Origin of the sequence: Pseudomonas sp. Z8(2022), from assembly GCF_025837155.1 — a bacterium.
Classification (GTDB): domain Bacteria; phylum Pseudomonadota; class Gammaproteobacteria; order Pseudomonadales; family Pseudomonadaceae; genus Aquipseudomonas.
Genome location: NZ_CP107549.1, coordinates 2,881,261 through 2,897,302, shown reverse-complemented (window position 1 = coordinate 2,897,302; position 16,042 = coordinate 2,881,261). Strand labels below are relative to the sequence as shown.

The window sequence follows — 16,042 nt, the reverse complement described above, 5'->3', positions numbered from 1 at the left end:
GAAAAAGGGGATGCCTAGGCATCCCCTTTTTTAGTACCACCGGAAGGATCAAGCCTGAGGTTTGATCTCTTCCTGGTCGGCTTGCGCTTCTTCTTCCGGCTGCGCTTGCTCTTCCGCTTCGCTTGCGTTTGGCTCGCTGACCACCGGAGTCGCTTCGACGACCGGCTCGGCTGCAGGCGCGGTTTCGACCGTGCTGACTTCGGCCTCTACCGGAGCGCTTGCTTCCACCACCGGAGTGGCTTCTGCAACCGGGGCAGCAGCGGCCTGGGCAGCTTCGCGGGCCAGACGCTCGGCTTCACGCTGACGACGGCGTACTTCGCGTGGGTCGTTCGGCGCACGGCCGGTAGCGTTGGCCGGGACCGGTGCCGGAGCAGGCGTTTCCTCGGCCACTGCCGGGGCAGGTTGCTGAACGGCTTCGGCAACCGGCTCGGCCTGAACTGCAGGCTCGGCGGCCGCTGCTTCCACGGCAACAGGAGCTTCGGCGACAACGGCTGGTTGTGCTTGCTCCACGCTCTCCACGACCGGAGTGCTTTCTACCACTTCGCTTGCGGCAGCTTCGGTTTGCGTCTCGGCCTGCTGGGCGGCAGGGGCCTCTTCAGCCTGAGCGACCGGCGCTGCGACAGTCGGAGCCTCGCCGGCGACTGTCTCGCTGCTGTCGACGCTTTCGGCAACTGCTGCGGCTGCAACTGCTACGGCAGCCGGGGTGGCGGCCTGGGCTTCGTTAGTCGCGGCTTCGCTGTTTTCGGCGCTTTCGATCAGGTTGCCGTCGGCATCACGCTGACGCTCGCGACGATTGCTGCGACGACGCTGACCACGGGAGCGGCGGCGCGGACGTTCACCGTCGTTGCTGTCCTGCTCGTCATCCTGCAGCTGCTCTTCGTTCGGCAGCGCTTCGTCCTGCAGAGCCTCGGCCTGCTCGGCACGCGGCTGGCGCTCTTCGCGCGGCGGACGCTGACGCTCCTGACGCTCGCCACGGGGCTGGCGCTCGGTGCGCTCTTCGCGCTGTTCATTGCCGGCAGCATCCAGCGGCTCGCGCAGCTCGCGCACACGTTCTTCACGTGGGGTGCGTTCTTCGCGTGGCTTGCGCTCACGGCGATTTTCCGGACCTTCGCGCGGGGCACGTTCTTCACGCGGCTGACGCTCTTCACGAGGTTGACGCTCCTCGCGCGGTTCACGACCCTGGCGCTCTTCACGCGGGGCACGCTCTTCGCGGGACTTGCGCTCGTCATCGCGGCGACCGCCACGGTTACGGCTTTGCTGACGACCATTGCGGCGCTCTTCACGCGGCTGACGCTCGTTCTTCTTTTTCTCGGGCACAGCCGGCTGGGCTTCTTCTTCCTTGCCGGCGAACAGGCTGACCAGAGACTTCACCAGACCCTTGAACAGGCTCGGCTCAGGCGCCTTGGTCGGGGCCAGCGGTGCCTGCGGCTCGGCGGCTACCGGCGCGCTGCTGCGCGGGGCTGCCTTGATCGCAGCTTCCTGGCGAACCAGGGTGCGCGTAGCAGCGGCAGGGTGAGCGGTGGCTTCTTCGACTTCGGCGGTGGCAGCGATTTCGTAGCTGGTCTGGCCGCTCAGCGCTTCCGGGCTGTCGTCACGCAGACGCTGCACTTCGAAATGCGGCGTTTCCAGGTGATCGTTCGGCAGGATCACGATGCGTGCACGGGTGCGCAGTTCGATCTTGGTGATCGAGTTGCGTTTTTCGTTGAGCAGGAAGGCCGCGACCGGGATCGGCACCTGGGCGCGTACTTCGGCGGTGCGGTCCTTCAGGGCTTCCTCTTCGATCAGGCGCAGGATCGCCAGCGACAGTGATTCGACGTCGCGAATGATGCCCTGGCCGTTGCAGCGCGGGCAGACGATGCCGCTGGTCTCGCCCAGGGACGGGCGCAGGCGCTGACGGGACATCTCCAGCAGGCCGAAGCGGCTGATGCGGCCAACCTGTACACGGGCACGGTCGGCAGCCAGGGCTTCGCGCACCTTGTCTTCGACGGCGCGCTGGTTCTTGACCGGAGTCATGTCGATGAAGTCGATGACGATCAGACCGCCGATATCACGCAGACGCAGCTGGCGGGCGATCTCTTCCGCCGCTTCCAGATTGGTCTGCAGGGCGGTTTCCTCGATGTCGCTGCCCTTGGTGGCGCGTGCCGAGTTGATGTCGATGGAAACCAGTGCTTCGGTCGGGTCGATGACGATGGAGCCGCCGGACGGCAGTTTCACTTCACGCTGGAAGGCGGTTTCGATCTGGCTTTCGATCTGGAAGCGGTTGAACAGCGGGACGCTGTCTTCGTACAGCTTGATCTTGCTGGCGTACTGCGGCATCACCTGCTGAATGAAGGCGAGTGCTTCTTCCTGGGCTTCGACGCTGTCGACCAGTACTTCGCCGATGTCCTGGCGCAGGTAGTCGCGGATGGCGCGGATGATGACGTTGGATTCCTGATAGATCAGGAAGGGGGCAGGGCGGCTGGTGGAGGCTTCCTTGATGGCGGTCCACAGTTGCAGCAGGTAGTCGAGGTCCCACTGCATTTCTTCGCTGGAGCGACCCAGGCCGGCGGTGCGCACGATCAGGCCCATGTCGGCCGGAGCGTCGAGACCGTTCAGGGCCTCGCGCAGTTCGTTGCGCTCTTCACCTTCGATGCGGCGGGAGATGCCACCTGCACGCGGGTTGTTCGGCATCAGAACAAGGTAGCGGCCGGCGAGGCTGATGAAGGTGGTCAGGGCTGCGCCCTTGTTGCCGCGCTCTTCCTTCTCGACCTGGACGATGACTTCCTGGCCTTCCTTGAGTACATCCTTGATGTTGATGCGGCCGCCTTCAGGGGCTTTGGAGAAGTATTCGCGGGAGATTTCTTTGAGGGGGAGGAAACCGTGGCGTTCGGAACCGAAATCGACGAAAGCGGCTTCAAGGCTGGGTTCAACGCGGGTGATGCGGCCTTTGTAGATATTGGCCTTCTTCTGTTCGCGGGCGCCGGACTCGATGTCCAGGTCGTAGAGTTTTTGGCCGTCTACCAGGGCAACACGCAACTCTTCGGGCTGAGTTGCGTTAATTAGCATTCTTTTCATGTGGTACCAATGGGTTCCGGGGCTACCGGAAGCCACGTCAGGCACACACGACTCTCAGGGTCGGTGTCAGGCGCGTCAGAAACGGTCGTAAATCGTTCCACTGTCTAGCGACGGCCAGCCATATCAGGCTGCGGTCGCGACGGACGTCTCCTGCTTGCTGTGGTGACAGAAGCACTCAGTCAGGAAGAGGAATCAACTGGCGGTAGCGGACGAGATGAGGCGTCTTTGATCAAGCGATGTGCTACGCAGTCCGACAGTTGTACATCTCCACCCTACACGTATCGCTGAAAATCGGGTGCCGCGCGCAGATTCCGCAGCGGTTGTCAGTTACCGCGACCGCCCGGCGGGCGAATCGCGCATCATACTCAAGGCTTTATTTCCGAAGTCTTCGTGACCCTTTGCGGCCTTTAACCTGAAGAATCCGTCGGACGGCCTCACGTCCAGAAAGGTTTGCGCGGGCAGGGGATGGCAAGTTTGGCGAACATCCGCAAGCCAGGCCGCTTTTGGCGGCGTTCGCGACTATAGCAGCAATGATTAAGTGCTTCAATTCCATAAAAAATTGTTATGATTGCGCGATGACTACTCCTGCCTCTCCAACCTCCGGCGTCCAGCTGATCGAGGTTGCACCGGAACTCGCCGGCCAACGCATCGACAACTTCCTCCGGGCGCAGCTCAAAGGCGTGCCCAAGACCCTGATCTATCGCATCCTGCGCAAGGGCGAAGTGCGTGTGAACAAGGGGCGGATCAAGCCCGAATACAAGCTCCAGGCCGGTGATGTCGTGCGTGTGCCGCCATTGCGCCTGGCCGAGCGAGATGAGCCCGAGCCGCTGGCGCAGGGGCTGCTCGAGCGGCTGGAAGCTGCCATCGTCTACGAGGACAAGGCGCTGATCGTGCTGAACAAGCCGGCCGGCATTGCCGTGCATGGTGGCAGTGGTCTGAATTACGGCGTGATCGAGGCCTTTCGTCAGTTGCGCCCCGACGCCAAGGATCTGGAACTGGTGCATCGCCTGGATCGTGATACTTCCGGTCTTCTGATGATCGCCAAGAAGCGCAGCATGCTGCGTCATCTGCATGAGCAACTGCGGGGTGACGGAGTCGACAAGCGCTATATGGCGCTGGTGCGCGGCCACTGGGCGACAGCCAAGAAGCGGGTCAATGCGCCACTGCAGAAGAGCAACCTGCGTTCCGGTGAGCGGATGGTCGAGGTCGATGGCGAGGGCAAGGAGGCGCTGACGCTGTTCCGCGTGCTGCGCCGCTTTGGTGATTTCGCCACTCTGGTCGAGGCCAAGCCGGTGACCGGGCGTACCCATCAGATTCGCGTGCACGCCAAGCATGCCGGGCACTCCATTGCTGGCGACTCCAAGTATGGTGATGACGACTTCACCCGGGAAATCCGCGACCTGGGTGGCAAGCGTCTGTTTCTGCATGCCTACGAATTGCATGTGCCGCTGCCTGATGGCGGGATGCTGAAACTCGAGGCGCCAGTGGACGAGATGTGGGCCAGAACCCTGGAGCGGCTGAGTGCCTGACTATCAGCTGCTGATCTTCGATTGGGATGGCACGCTGGTGGACTCCATTGGTCGCATCGTCGAAGCCATGCATCGCGCCGCTGATGTGGTGGGCGTGCCGCGCTGCACCGATGTTGCGGTGCGGGGCATCATCGGGCTGGAGCTGGGGGTGGCGATTCGCGCGCTCTATCCGGAACTCGCCGAGTCATCGCGTATCGAAGCCATCCGGCGTGCCTACAGTGAGCAATATCTTGCGCTGGAAACCGAGCCGTCGCCGTTGTTCGAGGGTGTGCGCGAGTCGCTCGAAGCCTTCCGCGAGCAGGGTTATCAATTGGCTGTCGCTACCGGCAAGGGACGCAAGGGGCTGCATCGGGTACTGGCCGACAAGGGATGGCTGGATTACTTCGATATCACCCGCTGCGCTGACGAGACGGCGAGCAAGCCGGATCCGCTGATGTTGCACGAGATTCTTGCGCATTGCCGGGTACAGCCTGAGCGTGCGTTGATGGTCGGCGATTCGACCTTCGATCTGCTGATGGCCCGCAATGCCGGGATGGATGCGGTGGCGGTGGGTTTTGGTGCGCAGCCTCTGTCTCTGTTGCGCGAGTGCTCGCCGCGCCTGGCGATCAACCAATTCAATGAGCTGCGCACATGGCTGGATGGTCATCATGCGCGGCGTTCTGCAGAGGTGAGTGAACATGTCGGATGAGTGGAAGTCATCGTCTTCGTCGGGTGAGGATGCCAAGAGCTGGAAGCTGCTGGAGAAGGCACTGTTGTCCAGCGTTCAGGAGCAGCGTCGTTCGCGTCGCTGGGGCATTTTTTTCAAGCTGCTGACGTTTATCTATCTGTTCGGCGCGCTGGCGCTGGTGTTGCCGGCGCTCGACCTGAAGTCGGCCTCGACCACCACCGCGCATACGGCGCTGATCGAAATTCGCGGCATGATCGCTGATCGCGAGGAGGCCAGTGCCGACAAGGTGGTGGGTAGCCTGCGTGCGGCTTTTGAAGATGCCAATACCAAGGGTGTGATCCTGCGCATCAACAGTCCGGGCGGCAGCCCGGTGCAGTCCGGTTATATCTATGACGAGATTCGTCGCCTGCGCGGCGAGCATCCGCAGACCAAGGTCTACGCGGTGATCAGTGATCTGGGTGCTTCCGGTGCCTACTACATTGCCAGTGCGGCCGATGAAATATATGCCGACAAGGCCAGTCTGGTCGGTTCCATCGGAGTCACTGCGGCCAGCTTCGGTTTCGTCGAGACCATGGAGAAGCTGGGGGTCGAGCGTCGCGTCTACACCTCGGGTGAGCACAAGGCATTCCTCGATCCGTTCCAGCCGCAGAAGGAAGAGGAAACCCGCTTCTGGAAAACCGTGCTCGATACCACTCATCGTCAGTTCATCGACAGTGTGAAGAAGGGGCGTGGTGATCGTCTCAAGGCAGACGAGCATCCCGAGCTGTTCTCCGGGCTGGTCTGGTCCGGCGAACAGGCGCTGCAGCTTGGGTTGGTCGATGCGCTGGGTAGCACCAGTTACGTGGCGCGAGAGGTAATCGGCGAGAAGGAAATGGTCGATTTCACCCAGCGTGACACGCCGTTTGACCGTTTTGCCAAGCGCCTGGGTACCAGTGTTGCGGATCGTATTGCGCTGTGGATGGGCTTTCAGGGGCCGGCGTTGCGCTGAGTTGCAAGAAGAAGGCCCGCTCAGCGGGTCTTCTTCTTTATAGGTCGTGGCTCAAGGAGTTTCGACGCCTTCGTTAAGCAGCATGTCCACCAGGCGAATAAGCGGCAGGCCGATCAGGCTGGTTGCATCTTCACCCTCGGTGCTGCGGAACAGGCTGATGCCCAGGCCTTCTGACTTGAAGCTGCCGGCACAATCGAAAGGCTGTTCGCGCTGCAGATAGCGCAGGATCTGCTCGTCGCTCAGCGGGCGGAAGTGTACGGTGAAAGGTACGCAGTCGACCTGGCAATTGCCGCTGCTGGAGTTGAGCAGTGCCAGGCCGGTCAGGAAGGTGACGCTGCTGTCACTGGCAGCGCGCAGTTGTTGCTGGGCTCTTGGCAGGTCGTGTGGCTTGCCGAGTATCTGGCCGTTGCCTAGGACCGCGACCTGGTCCGAGCCGATGATCAGGTGTTCGGGATGGCTGGCGGCGAGGGCTCGGGCCTTTTCTTCGGCCAGGCGTTTGACCAAGTCGATGGCAGCTTCGCCTTCGCGGCGGCTTTCATCGATGCTGGGCGACTGCCAGCTAAAGGGCAGTTGCAGGCGTTCGAGCAGCTCGCGGCGGTAGGGGGAGCTGGAGGCGAGCAGCAGGGCTGGCATCTTCTCTTCCTTTATATAGGTGGACGGGAAATTCTACTGATCGCCGTCATGCGAAGACAGGCTCAATTTCCTTTGACAGCGGCAGGGTGCATCCCTAGAATGCTGCGCCTATGTTGAATGGGCCGATTCCACCTCACGTTGATCCGCGCAAGCTCGCCGACCGCGAAGCTACCCTCGAAGGGCAGCTCGAACTGGCAGGCCTGCTGCGTCTCTGCGACCCGCTTGCCGATACGGCCGGCACGGTGCAGGCGAAGTTTCATTTCGGGCGTGACGAGCAGAAAACTGTGGTTATCCGCAGTGAGCTCGAGGTTGAGGTCAAAATGGTCTGCCAGCGTTGTCTGGAGCTGGTCGCGCTACCCATCCGCAGCGAATGTGAATACGCGGTGGTTCGGGTTGGAGCGAACACTCAGTCCTTGCCGAAGGGCTACGACGTGCTGGAAGTGGGTGAGGAGCCATTGGAGCTGCTCGGTCTGGTCGAGGATGAATTGCTTCTCGCTCTGCCGATCGTTCCTGCTCATGCCCCAGGTGATTGCCAGCAGCCGGACGGTCTCGATGAGCCCGAGCCGGGCGAGGACGAGGTATCGCGGTCCAACCCGTTCAGTGTATTGGCGCAGTTAAAGCGTGACCCAAACGTTTAGGAGTTAATGAGTTATGGCTGTTCAGCAGAACAAAAAATCCCGTTCCGCCCGCGACATGCGTCGTTCGCACGATGCTCTCGAGGCCAGCACCCTGTCCGTAGAGAAGAGCACCGGTGAAGTTCACCTGCGCCACCACGTTTCTCCGGAAGGCGTGTACCGCGGTCGCAAAGTGATCGACAAGGGCGCTGACGAGTAATCCTTGTCCGCCTCGATCATCGCGATTGATGCAATGGGTGGGGACTTCGGTCCCCGCTGCATTGTTCCGGCCTGCATTTCTGCGCTGGCCGAATTCCCCTCGCTACACCTGGCTCTCGTCGGCCAAGCTCCCCTTATCGAAGAGCAGCTCGCTCGCCAGCCCGGCGTCGATCGCTCGCGCCTGCAGGTTCATCACGCCAGTGAAGTGATCGCCATGGACGAACGTCCGGCTCAGGCGCTGCGCGGCAAGCCGGATGCCTCGATGCGCGTGGCGCTGGAGCTGGTGCGTCAGCGGCAGGCGCATGCCTGTGTCAGTGCCGGCAATACCGGTGCGTTGATGGCGCTGTCGCGTTATTTGCTCAAAACGCTGCCGGGCATCGACCGGCCGGCCATGGTCAGTCCGATTCCTACCGAGCGTGGCCACTGCTATCTGCTGGATCTGGGGGCCAACGTCGACTGCAGCGCCGAGCACCTCTATCAGTTCGCGATCATGGGTGCCGTCGCAGCGGAAACACTGGGCATCAGCCGGCCCCGAGTTGCCTTGCTCAATGTCGGTACCGAGGACATCAAGGGTAACCAGCAGGTCAAGTTGGCGGCCAATATGCTTCAGCAGGCTCATGGGCTGAATTACGTCGGCTATATAGAGGGCGACGGGATGTATCGCGGTGAGGCTGATGTGGTGGTTTGTGACGGCTTCGTTGGCAACATCCTGCTCAAGTCCAGCGAAGGCCTGGCGAAGATGATCACCGGGCGGGTCGAGACGCTGTTCAATGAAGGGCTGCTCGCCCAGGCGATTGGCGCCCTGGCGATGCCGCTGCTGCGCCGCCTCAAGGCCGACCTGGCCCCAGCCCGGCATAACGGTGCGAGTTTCCTCGGGCTGCAGGGCATCGTGGTCAAGAGCCATGGCGCGGCGGGGCAGGAGAGTTTTCAGAGCGCCATTCGCTGTGCGTTGCGCGAGGTGCAGGAAAATCTGCCGCAGCGACTGCATGGTCGACTTGAGGACCTGTTGCTGTAGACTCGTCGCGTTTCCGGGCGCCACTAAAAACTACCTGCGTTGCCATCGCGGCGTTAATAACAGGCTCAAGATGCTCATTTACAGCGCGTAAACCGCGCTTTTTCGCCTGTTTTTGCCTTGCGCTGGCTGCCTCGCCTACGTTTATAGAGGCACCCTTCAGGGTATGGGCTGCGGTGGAATGTGACCGCGTCACGCAGCCTGTCATCCAACTGTCAGTTTGCTGCGCCAGGCTCGCCTGGCGCTGGTTTTTCGACTCAAGGGACTTATCCATGCCTGCATCCCTCGCATTCGTCTTCCCCGGTCAGGGCTCGCAAGCCCTGGCCATGCTCGCCGATCACGGCGCCCAGCAGAAGCTGGTGCTCGATACCTTCGCTGAGGCTTCCCAGGCGCTCGGCTACGACCTCTGGGCGCTGACCCAGCAAGGTCCGGAAGAGCAACTGAACCAGACCGACAAGACTCAGCCGGCCATCCTCACTGCCTCCATTGCCCTGTGGCGTCTGTGGCAGGCCGAAGGCGGCGCCAAGCCGGCATTCGTTGCCGGTCACAGCCTGGGTGAGTATTCCGCGCTGGTCGCTGCCGGCAGCATCGCCTTTGCCGATGCGGTGAAACTGGTGGAGCGTCGCGGTCAGTTGATGCAGCAGGCCGTGCCGGCCGGGCAGGGCGGCATGGCTGCCATTCTCGGCCTGGAAGATGCCGATGTGCTGGCCGCCTGTGCCGAAGCCGCCCAGGGTGACGTGGTCAGCGCGGTGAACTTCAATGCGCCGGGTCAGGTGGTGATCGCCGGTAGCGCTGCAGCCGTAGAGCGCGCCATCGAAGCCTGCAAGGCGCGTGGTGCCAAGCGTGCCATGGCACTGCCGGTCAGCGTGCCGTCGCACTGTGCCCTGATGAAGCCGGCAGCCGAGCGTTTTGCCGAGTCGGTCGAGGCGTTGAGTTGGCAGGCACCGCAGATTCCGCTGGTGCAGAACGTCAGTGCTGCCGTGGTGTCTGACTTGGCTACGCTGAAAGCCGATCTGCTGGCGCAGCTGTACAGCCCGGTACGCTGGGTCGAGTCGATGGTGCGTCTGTCCGAACAGGGCGTGACCGATCTGGTCGAGTGCGGTCCGGGCAAGGTGCTCAGCGCCCTGAACAAGCGCTGCGTCAAAGGCATCAATACCCACAATCTGGATACCCCCGATGCTTTCGCCGCTGCTCGTGCTGCGTTGGCTTGAGACAGGAGAACGAACATGAGTCTGCAAGGTAAAGTCGCGCTGGTCACCGGCGCCAGTCGTGGTATCGGTCAGGCAATCGCTCTGGAGCTGGGTCGTCAGGGCGCCACCGTCATTGGTACCGCCACGTCGGCATCCGGTGCCGAGCGTATTGCCGCCACACTGAAGGAACATGGCATCAGTGGTACCGGCATGGAGCTGAACGTGACCAGCGCCGAATCCGTCGAGGCCGTGCTGGGCGCGATTGCCGAGCAGTTCGGTGCGCCGGCCATTCTGGTCAACAACGCCGGTATCACCCGTGACAACCTCATGCTGCGCATGAAGGACGACGAGTGGTTCGACGTCATCGACACCAACCTGAACAGCCTCTATCGCCTGTCCAAGGGTGTGCTGCGCGGCATGACCAAGGCGCGCTTTGGTCGGATCATCAACATCGGTTCCGTGGTCGGTGCCATGGGCAACGCCGGGCAGGCCAACTACGCCGCCGCCAAGGCCGGCCTGGAAGGGTTCAGCCGCGCGCTGGCGCGTGAAGTCGGTTCCCGTGGTATCACTGTCAACTCGGTTGCCCCCGGTTTCATCGATACCGACATGACCCGCGAGCTGCCGGAAGCGCAGCGCGAGGCGCTGCTGACGCAGATTCCGCTGGGCCGCCTGGGCCAGGCAGAAGAGATTGCCAAGGTCGTCGGTTTCCTGGCTTCCGATGGCGCAGGTTACGTCACAGGGGCTACTATTCCGGTGAACGGCGGTATGTACATGAGCTAAAAAGGGCGCCTCCGAAGGTCCGGAGGCTCTCGAATGTGACGCGAGCCATCAGAAAACTGTCATAGTGGCTGTCTAAAATCCGTTATAAAGCTGCAACAGGTTTATAGACAGATCGTTGAAGTGTTCCTGGGGGCTCCCCGGCATTCAGCTTGAAATGCTAAAAACCCTTTCTATACACTTGGCCGCTACCAGCTGCCTGGATTTGTCCAATAGGAGTGAAAACAAGGTATGAGCACCATCGAAGAACGCGTCAAGAAAATCGTTGCCGAGCAACTTGGCGTCAAGGAAGAGGAAGTGACCAACAGCGCTTCCTTCGTTGAAGACCTGGGTGCCGACTCTCTTGACACCGTTGAGCTGGTGATGGCTCTCGAGGAAGAATTCGAGACCGAGATCCCGGACGAGCAAGCTGAGAAGATCACCACCGTTCAGGAAGCCATCGACTACGTGACTGCCCACGCGCAATAAGTCACAGTCAGCTTTCTGACCGAGAAAAGCCGCACTGCCCTCATCAGGCGTGCGGCTTTTCTTTACGTGCAAGGCGCATGTGGCGCCTGAGTAGAACAAGAGGAGATTGCTGTGTCGCGTAGACGCGTCGTGGTTACCGGTATGGGCATGTTGTCGCCGCTGGGTAACGATGTGCCGAGCAGCTGGCAGGGCATTTTGGCCGGGCGCAGTGGCATCGGTCTGATCGAGCATATGGACCTGTCGGCCTACTCCACCCGTTTTGGCGGGTCGCTCAAGGGCTTCAATGTCGAGGAATATCTCTCCGCCAAGGAGGCGCGCAAGCTCGACCTGTTCATCCAGTACGGTCTCGCCGCCTGCTTCCAGGCCGTGCGTGATTCCGGGTTGGAGATCACCGATGCCAATCGTGAGCGCATCGGTGTGGCCATGGGCTCCGGCATCGGCGGCCTGACCAATATCGAGAACAACTGCAAATCGCTGCACGAGCAGGGGCCGCGGCGTATTTCGCCGTTCTTCGTGCCGGGCTCGATCATCAACATGATTTCCGGCTTCCTGTCGATCCATCTGGGGCTGCAGGGACCGAACTACGCCATCGCCACGGCGTGCACCACCGGCACCCACTGCATCGGCATGGCCGCACGCAACATCGCCTATGGTGAAGCTGACGTGATGGTCGCTGGCGGCGCCGAGATGGCGGCCTGCGGTCTGGGCATGGGCGGTTTCGGTGCGGCGCGCGCGCTGTCGACCCGCAACGACGAGCCGACCAAGGCCAGCCGTCCGTGGGACAAGGGCCGTGACGGCTTCGTGCTCTCCGATGGCTCCGGCGCCCTGGTGCTGGAAGAGCTGGAGCACGCCAAGGCACGTGGTGCCACCATCTATGCCGAGCTGATTGGCTTCGGCATGAGCGGCGATGCCTTCCACATGACTTCGCCACCCGAGGATGGCGCCGGTGCTGCGCGCTGCATGGCGGCGACCCTGCGCGATGCCGGTATCAACGCCGATCAGGTGCAGTACATCAACGCTCACGGCACTTCGACGCCGGCAGGCGATCTGGCCGAGGCCGCAGCGGTAAAGAGCGTGTTCGGCGATCACGCCTACAAGCTCGCAGTCAGCTCGACCAAGTCGATGACCGGTCACCTGCTCGGTGCCGCCGGTGCCGTGGAGGCGATCTTTACCGTGCTGGCGATCCGCGACCAGGTCGCTCCGCCGACCATCAACCTGGATGAGCCGGACGAAGGCTGCGACCTGGACTTCGTTGCGCATCAGGCCAAGGCCATGCCGATCGAAATCGCCCTGTCGAACTCCTTCGGCTTTGGCGGCACAAACGGTTCGCTGCTGTTCCGTCGGTACCACGGCTGATGCCGAGCTGGGTCAACGGCGCGCCCGGCGAGCAGTTGTCGGTTCGCGACCGTGGCCTGGCATACGGCGATGGCCTGTTTGAGACCATCGCCGTGCGCGGCGGACGTATCCCGCTGCTGGCTCGGCATATGGCGCGCCTGGCTGAAGGCTGCCGGCGCTTGTCCATACCCCTCGATCTTGTGCTGATGGAAAGCGAGTTGCAGGCCTTTGCCGGGCAACTGGGCGCGGGCGTGGCCAAGCTCATCGTCACCCGTGGTGAGGGCCAGCGCGGTTATGCGCCGCCACAACCCTGTCAGCCGCTGCGTATCCTGCAGTCGGCCCCTCTGCCGCAGTATCCCGTTGCACATGCCGAGCGGGGGGTGCGTCTGTTCCCCTGCGTGACGCGGCTGGCCGAGCAGCCATTGCTGGCCGGGCTCAAGCATCTCAATCGCCTGGAACAGGTGCTGGCGCGCGCCGAGTGGCAGGACGCCGAGTGCGCCGAGGGACTGATGCGCGACAGCAGTGGTCGGGTCATCGAGGGTGTGTACAGCAACCTGTTTCTGGTCATCGGAGGCGTTCTGGTGACGGCCGATCTCTCGCGCTGCGGCGTGGCCGGGGTGATGCGTGCCGAGATCCTGCAGCAGGCACGGAGCCTCGGACTGGTCATCGAGTTACGCGATATTTCCTTCGAAGAACTGCTTGGCGCCGATGAAGTCTTTCTCTGCAACAGCCTTTACGGCATCTGGCCTGTACGGGCGCTGCAAGAGCGACACTGGTCGGTCGGGCCGCTCACCCGTAAACTGCAGGCCATCGTCTGCGACCTACTGAGTAAATAACTGGTGCTACGCAAGATCTTGGTGCTGCTCGAGTACGGCGTGCTGCTGGCTGCGCTGTTGGTGGTCGGGGCCGCCTGGCAGCAGCAGAGAGCGCTGGAACAGCCTCTGCATCTCACTGAAGAAATGCTTCTCGATGTGCCGTCCGGTGCCACGCCGAGCGGCCTGCTCAATCGCCTCGAAGCGGAGGGCGTGATCGACAATGCCTTCTGGTTGCGCCTTTACTGGCGCTTCAACCTGCGCGCACCGGCCCTGCACAGTGGTGAGTACCGCCTGCTGCCCGAGCACAGCGCACGCGACATGCTGGCTCTGTGGCAGCGCGGCGAAGTGGTGCAGTACAGCCTGACGCTGGTCGAAGGCTGGAACTTCCGCCAGGTGCGCGCCGCCCTGGCGCGTCAGGAGCGCCTGGAGCAGCGTCTGGCCGATCTCACCGATGCCCAGTTGATGGAGCGTCTGGGGCTGGCCGGGCAGAATCCGGAAGGCCGCTTCTTTCCCGATACCTACCGTTATGTGCGTGGCATGAGCGACGAGGATCTGCTCAAGCAGGCCAATGCGCGTCTGGAAAGCGTGTTGGCCGAAGAGTGGCAGAAACGTGCGGAGGGCTTGCCCTATCGCGAACCCTACGATGCGCTGATCATGGCCTCGATGATCGAGAAGGAAACCGGCGTGCCCGAGGAGCGCGGCGAGATCGCCGGGGTGTTCGTCCGTCGGCTGCGCATGGGCATGCGCCTGCAGACCGACCCCACCGTGATCTATGGCATGGGTGAGCGCTACAACGGCCGAATCACCCGGGCCGACCTGCGCACGCCGACGCCCTATAACACCTACACCATCGACGGCATGCCGCCGACGCCGATCGCCATGGTCGGCCGTGAGGCGATTCATGCGGCGCTCAATCCGCTCGATGGCTCCACTCTGTATTTCGTCGCGCGAGGCGATGGCAGCCACGTGTTCTCCAGAAGCCTGCCCGAGCACAATCGCGCTGTGCGCGAATATCAGCTCAAGCGTCGTGCCGACTACCGCTCCAGCCCCGCGCCAAGCGCGGCGGCCGAAACCGAATAAGGGCAATCCGTGACCGGTCTGTTTATTACCCTGGAAGGCCCCGAAGGCGCCGGCAAAAGCACCAACCGCGAGTATCTCGCTGACCGCCTGCGCGAGCATGGCGTGGATGTGCTGCTGACCCGAGAGCCCGGAGGTACGCCGCTGGCCGAGCGCATTCGCGAACTGCTGCTCGACCCCAGTGACGAGCCGATGGCGGCCGATACCGAATTGCTTCTGGTCTTCGCCGCCCGTGCCCAGCATCTGCAGCAGGTCATTCGCCCGGCGCTGGCCAGGGGCTGCGTGGTGCTGTGCGACCGCTTCACCGATGCCACCTACGCCTATCAGGGCGGCGGGCGGGGGCTGCCCATCGAGCGCATCGCGCAGCTGGAGCAGTTCGTTCAGGGTGAGCTGCGCCCCGACCTGACGCTGATCTTCGATCTGCCGATTGAGACGGGCCTGGCGCGCGCCGCTGCTCGCGGGCGTCTGGATCGATTCGAGCAGGAAGGCCGCAGCTTCTTCGACGCGGTGCGTCAGGCTTACCTGCAGCGTGCCGAGCAGGCACCGCAACGCTACCGCGTGCTGGATGCCGGGCAGACCCTGGCTCAGGTTCAGACCGATATCGATGCCTTGCTGCCGAGCCTGCTGGAGGCCTGCCGTGGCTGATGTCTATCCCTGGCAGCAATCGCTCTGGCAGCAACTGGCCGGACGCAGCCAGCACGCCCATGCCTACCTGTTGCACGGCCCGGCGGGGATCGGCAAGCGCGCCCTGGCCGAGCGTCTGATGGCGCGCCTGTTGTGCCTCAGTCCGAGCGGACTGGATGCCTGTGGTAGCTGCAAATCCTGCCATCTGCTGGCCGCCGGTACTCATCCGGACAACTTCGTCCTGGAACCCGAGGAGGCGGACAAGCCGATCAAGGTCGATCAGGTGCGCGAGCTGGTCGACTTCGTGGTGCAGACCGCTCAGCTCGGTGGGCGCAAGGTCGTGCTGCTGGAACCGGCCGAGGCGATGAACCTCAATGCTGCCAACGCGCTGCTGAAAAGTCTGGAAGAGCCGTCCGGCAATACCGTGCTGTTGCTCATCAGCCACCAGCCCAGTCGTTTGTTGCCGACCATCAAGAGCCGGTGCGTGCAGCAGGCCTGTCCGCTGCCGAGCGAGGCGATGAGCCTGGCCTGGCTGGCCCGGGCGCTGCCCGAGCTGGGAGATGAAGAGCGCAGCGATCTGCTGACGCTCGCCGCAGGCTCGCCACTGGCCGCCGTGCGCTTGCAGGCTCAGGGCGTACGTGAGCAGCGTGCGCAGGCCGTGGAAGGGGTGAAGAAGCTGCTCAAGCAGCAGATCTCGCCGAGCCAGTTGGCGGAAAGCTGGAACGCGCTGCCGCTGAATCTGCTGTTCGACTGGTTCTGCGACTGGGCGCAACTGATGCTGCGTTACCAGCTGACCAGAGACGAGGCGGGTCTGGGGCAGGCCGATATGCGCAAGGTAGTGCAGTACCTGGCGGACAAGACCGCGCAGGCCAAGGTTCTGGCCATTCAGGAATGGCTGCTTGCGCAGCGGCAGAAAGTGATCGGCAAGGCCAATCTCAACCGCGTGCTGCTGCTCGAGGCGCTATTGGTGCAGTGGGCGGCATTGCCCGGTAGTGATCGCCGTTGATGGACGCCGGCGGATTCGGCAGAGCGTCACATTC

At 62.7% G+C, this 16,042-nt stretch carries 16 protein-coding genes; 14 read left to right on the top strand and 2 right to left on the bottom strand.

Features of this window, described 5'->3' with window-relative positions; translation table 11 throughout:
* Window positions 1–48: 48 nt before the first annotated feature.
* Window positions 49–3,054 (bottom strand): ribonuclease E, encoded by a 3,006-nt coding sequence (gene rne / locus OEG79_RS13785; protein WP_264145556.1) that lies wholly within the window; start codon window positions 3,052–3,054, stop codon window positions 49–51.
* A gap of 575 nt (window positions 3,055–3,629) precedes the next feature.
* On the opposite strand from rne, the gene rluC reads away from it, so the two are divergent.
* From rluC to sppA, 3 genes are read left to right on the top strand one after another with little or no spacing between them, the layout of a single operon-like run.
* Window positions 3,630–4,583: a 23S rRNA pseudouridine(955/2504/2580) synthase RluC gene (gene rluC / locus OEG79_RS13780; RefSeq protein WP_264145555.1), complete on the top strand. Its 954-nt coding sequence runs from the start codon at window positions 3,630–3,632 to the stop codon at window positions 4,581–4,583.
* Window positions 4,576–5,271, top strand: a complete 696-nt coding sequence (locus tag OEG79_RS13775; RefSeq protein ID WP_264145554.1) for an HAD-IA family hydrolase — start codon at window positions 4,576–4,578, stop codon at window positions 5,269–5,271. Before rluC ends, OEG79_RS13775 begins: the two co-directional genes overlap by 8 nt.
* Window positions 5,261–6,238: a signal peptide peptidase SppA gene (sppA, locus tag OEG79_RS13770; protein WP_264145553.1), complete on the top strand. Its 978-nt coding sequence runs from the start codon at window positions 5,261–5,263 to the stop codon at window positions 6,236–6,238. The genes OEG79_RS13775 and sppA overlap by 11 nt, the downstream gene beginning before the upstream one ends.
* A gap of 51 nt (window positions 6,239–6,289) precedes the next feature.
* On the opposite strand, the gene OEG79_RS13765 is transcribed toward sppA, so the two are convergent.
* A complete protein-coding gene (locus OEG79_RS13765) occupies window positions 6,290–6,871 on the bottom strand; it encodes a Maf family protein (protein ID WP_264145552.1) in 582 nt (193 codons plus the stop codon).
* Window positions 6,872–6,981: 110 nt separating this feature from the next.
* Between OEG79_RS13765 and OEG79_RS13760 the strand changes: the two genes are divergently transcribed.
* The 11 genes from OEG79_RS13760 (at window position 6,982) to OEG79_RS13710 (ending at window position 16,008) form a co-directional block, all read left to right on the top strand.
* On the top strand, window positions 6,982–7,509 hold the full coding sequence (locus tag OEG79_RS13760; RefSeq protein ID WP_264145551.1) for a YceD family protein: 528 nt from the start codon (window positions 6,982–6,984) through the stop codon (window positions 7,507–7,509).
* 13 nt (window positions 7,510–7,522) lie between these two features.
* Window positions 7,523–7,705: a 50S ribosomal protein L32 gene (gene rpmF, locus OEG79_RS13755; protein WP_003245185.1), complete on the top strand. Its 183-nt coding sequence runs from the start codon at window positions 7,523–7,525 to the stop codon at window positions 7,703–7,705.
* 3 nt (window positions 7,706–7,708) lie between these two features.
* Window positions 7,709–8,719 carry a phosphate acyltransferase PlsX gene (gene plsX, locus OEG79_RS13750; RefSeq protein ID WP_413247508.1) on the top strand — a complete coding sequence of 337 codons (1,011 nt, stop codon included), beginning with the start codon at window positions 7,709–7,711 and terminating at the stop codon, window positions 8,717–8,719.
* A gap of 269 nt (window positions 8,720–8,988) precedes the next feature.
* The gene (gene fabD / locus OEG79_RS13745) at window positions 8,989–9,927 is read left to right on the top strand and encodes an ACP S-malonyltransferase (RefSeq protein ID WP_264145550.1); all 939 of its coding nucleotides are present in this window, start codon (window positions 8,989–8,991) and stop codon (window positions 9,925–9,927) included.
* A 15-nt stretch (window positions 9,928–9,942) separates the two neighbouring features.
* On the top strand, window positions 9,943–10,686 hold the full coding sequence (gene fabG, locus OEG79_RS13740) for a 3-oxoacyl-ACP reductase FabG (RefSeq protein WP_264145549.1): 744 nt from the start codon (window positions 9,943–9,945) through the stop codon (window positions 10,684–10,686).
* Window positions 10,687–10,914: 228 nt separating this feature from the next.
* Complete coding sequence (gene acpP, locus OEG79_RS13735; RefSeq protein ID WP_003245177.1) at window positions 10,915–11,151, top strand: acyl carrier protein; 237 nt, start codon at window positions 10,915–10,917, stop codon at window positions 11,149–11,151.
* A 111-nt stretch (window positions 11,152–11,262) separates the two neighbouring features.
* Window positions 11,263–12,507, top strand: coding sequence for a beta-ketoacyl-ACP synthase II (gene fabF, locus OEG79_RS13730; RefSeq protein WP_264145548.1), 1,245 nt, complete (start codon window positions 11,263–11,265; stop codon window positions 12,505–12,507).
* Entirely contained in the window at window positions 12,507–13,322 is an 816-nt protein-coding gene (gene pabC, locus OEG79_RS13725) for an aminodeoxychorismate lyase (RefSeq protein ID WP_264145547.1), read from the top strand. The genes fabF and pabC overlap by 1 nt, the downstream gene beginning before the upstream one ends.
* A gap of 3 nt (window positions 13,323–13,325) precedes the next feature.
* Window positions 13,326–14,381: an endolytic transglycosylase MltG gene (gene mltG, locus OEG79_RS13720; protein WP_264145546.1), complete on the top strand. Its 1,056-nt coding sequence runs from the start codon at window positions 13,326–13,328 to the stop codon at window positions 14,379–14,381.
* 9 nt (window positions 14,382–14,390) lie between these two features.
* Entirely contained in the window at window positions 14,391–15,023 is a 633-nt protein-coding gene (gene tmk, locus OEG79_RS13715; protein ID WP_264145545.1) for a dTMP kinase, read from the top strand.
* Window positions 15,016–16,008, top strand: a complete 993-nt coding sequence (locus OEG79_RS13710; protein ID WP_264145544.1) for a DNA polymerase III subunit delta' — start codon at window positions 15,016–15,018, stop codon at window positions 16,006–16,008. Before tmk ends, OEG79_RS13710 begins: the two co-directional genes overlap by 8 nt.
* Window positions 16,009–16,042: the final 34 nt, after the last annotated feature.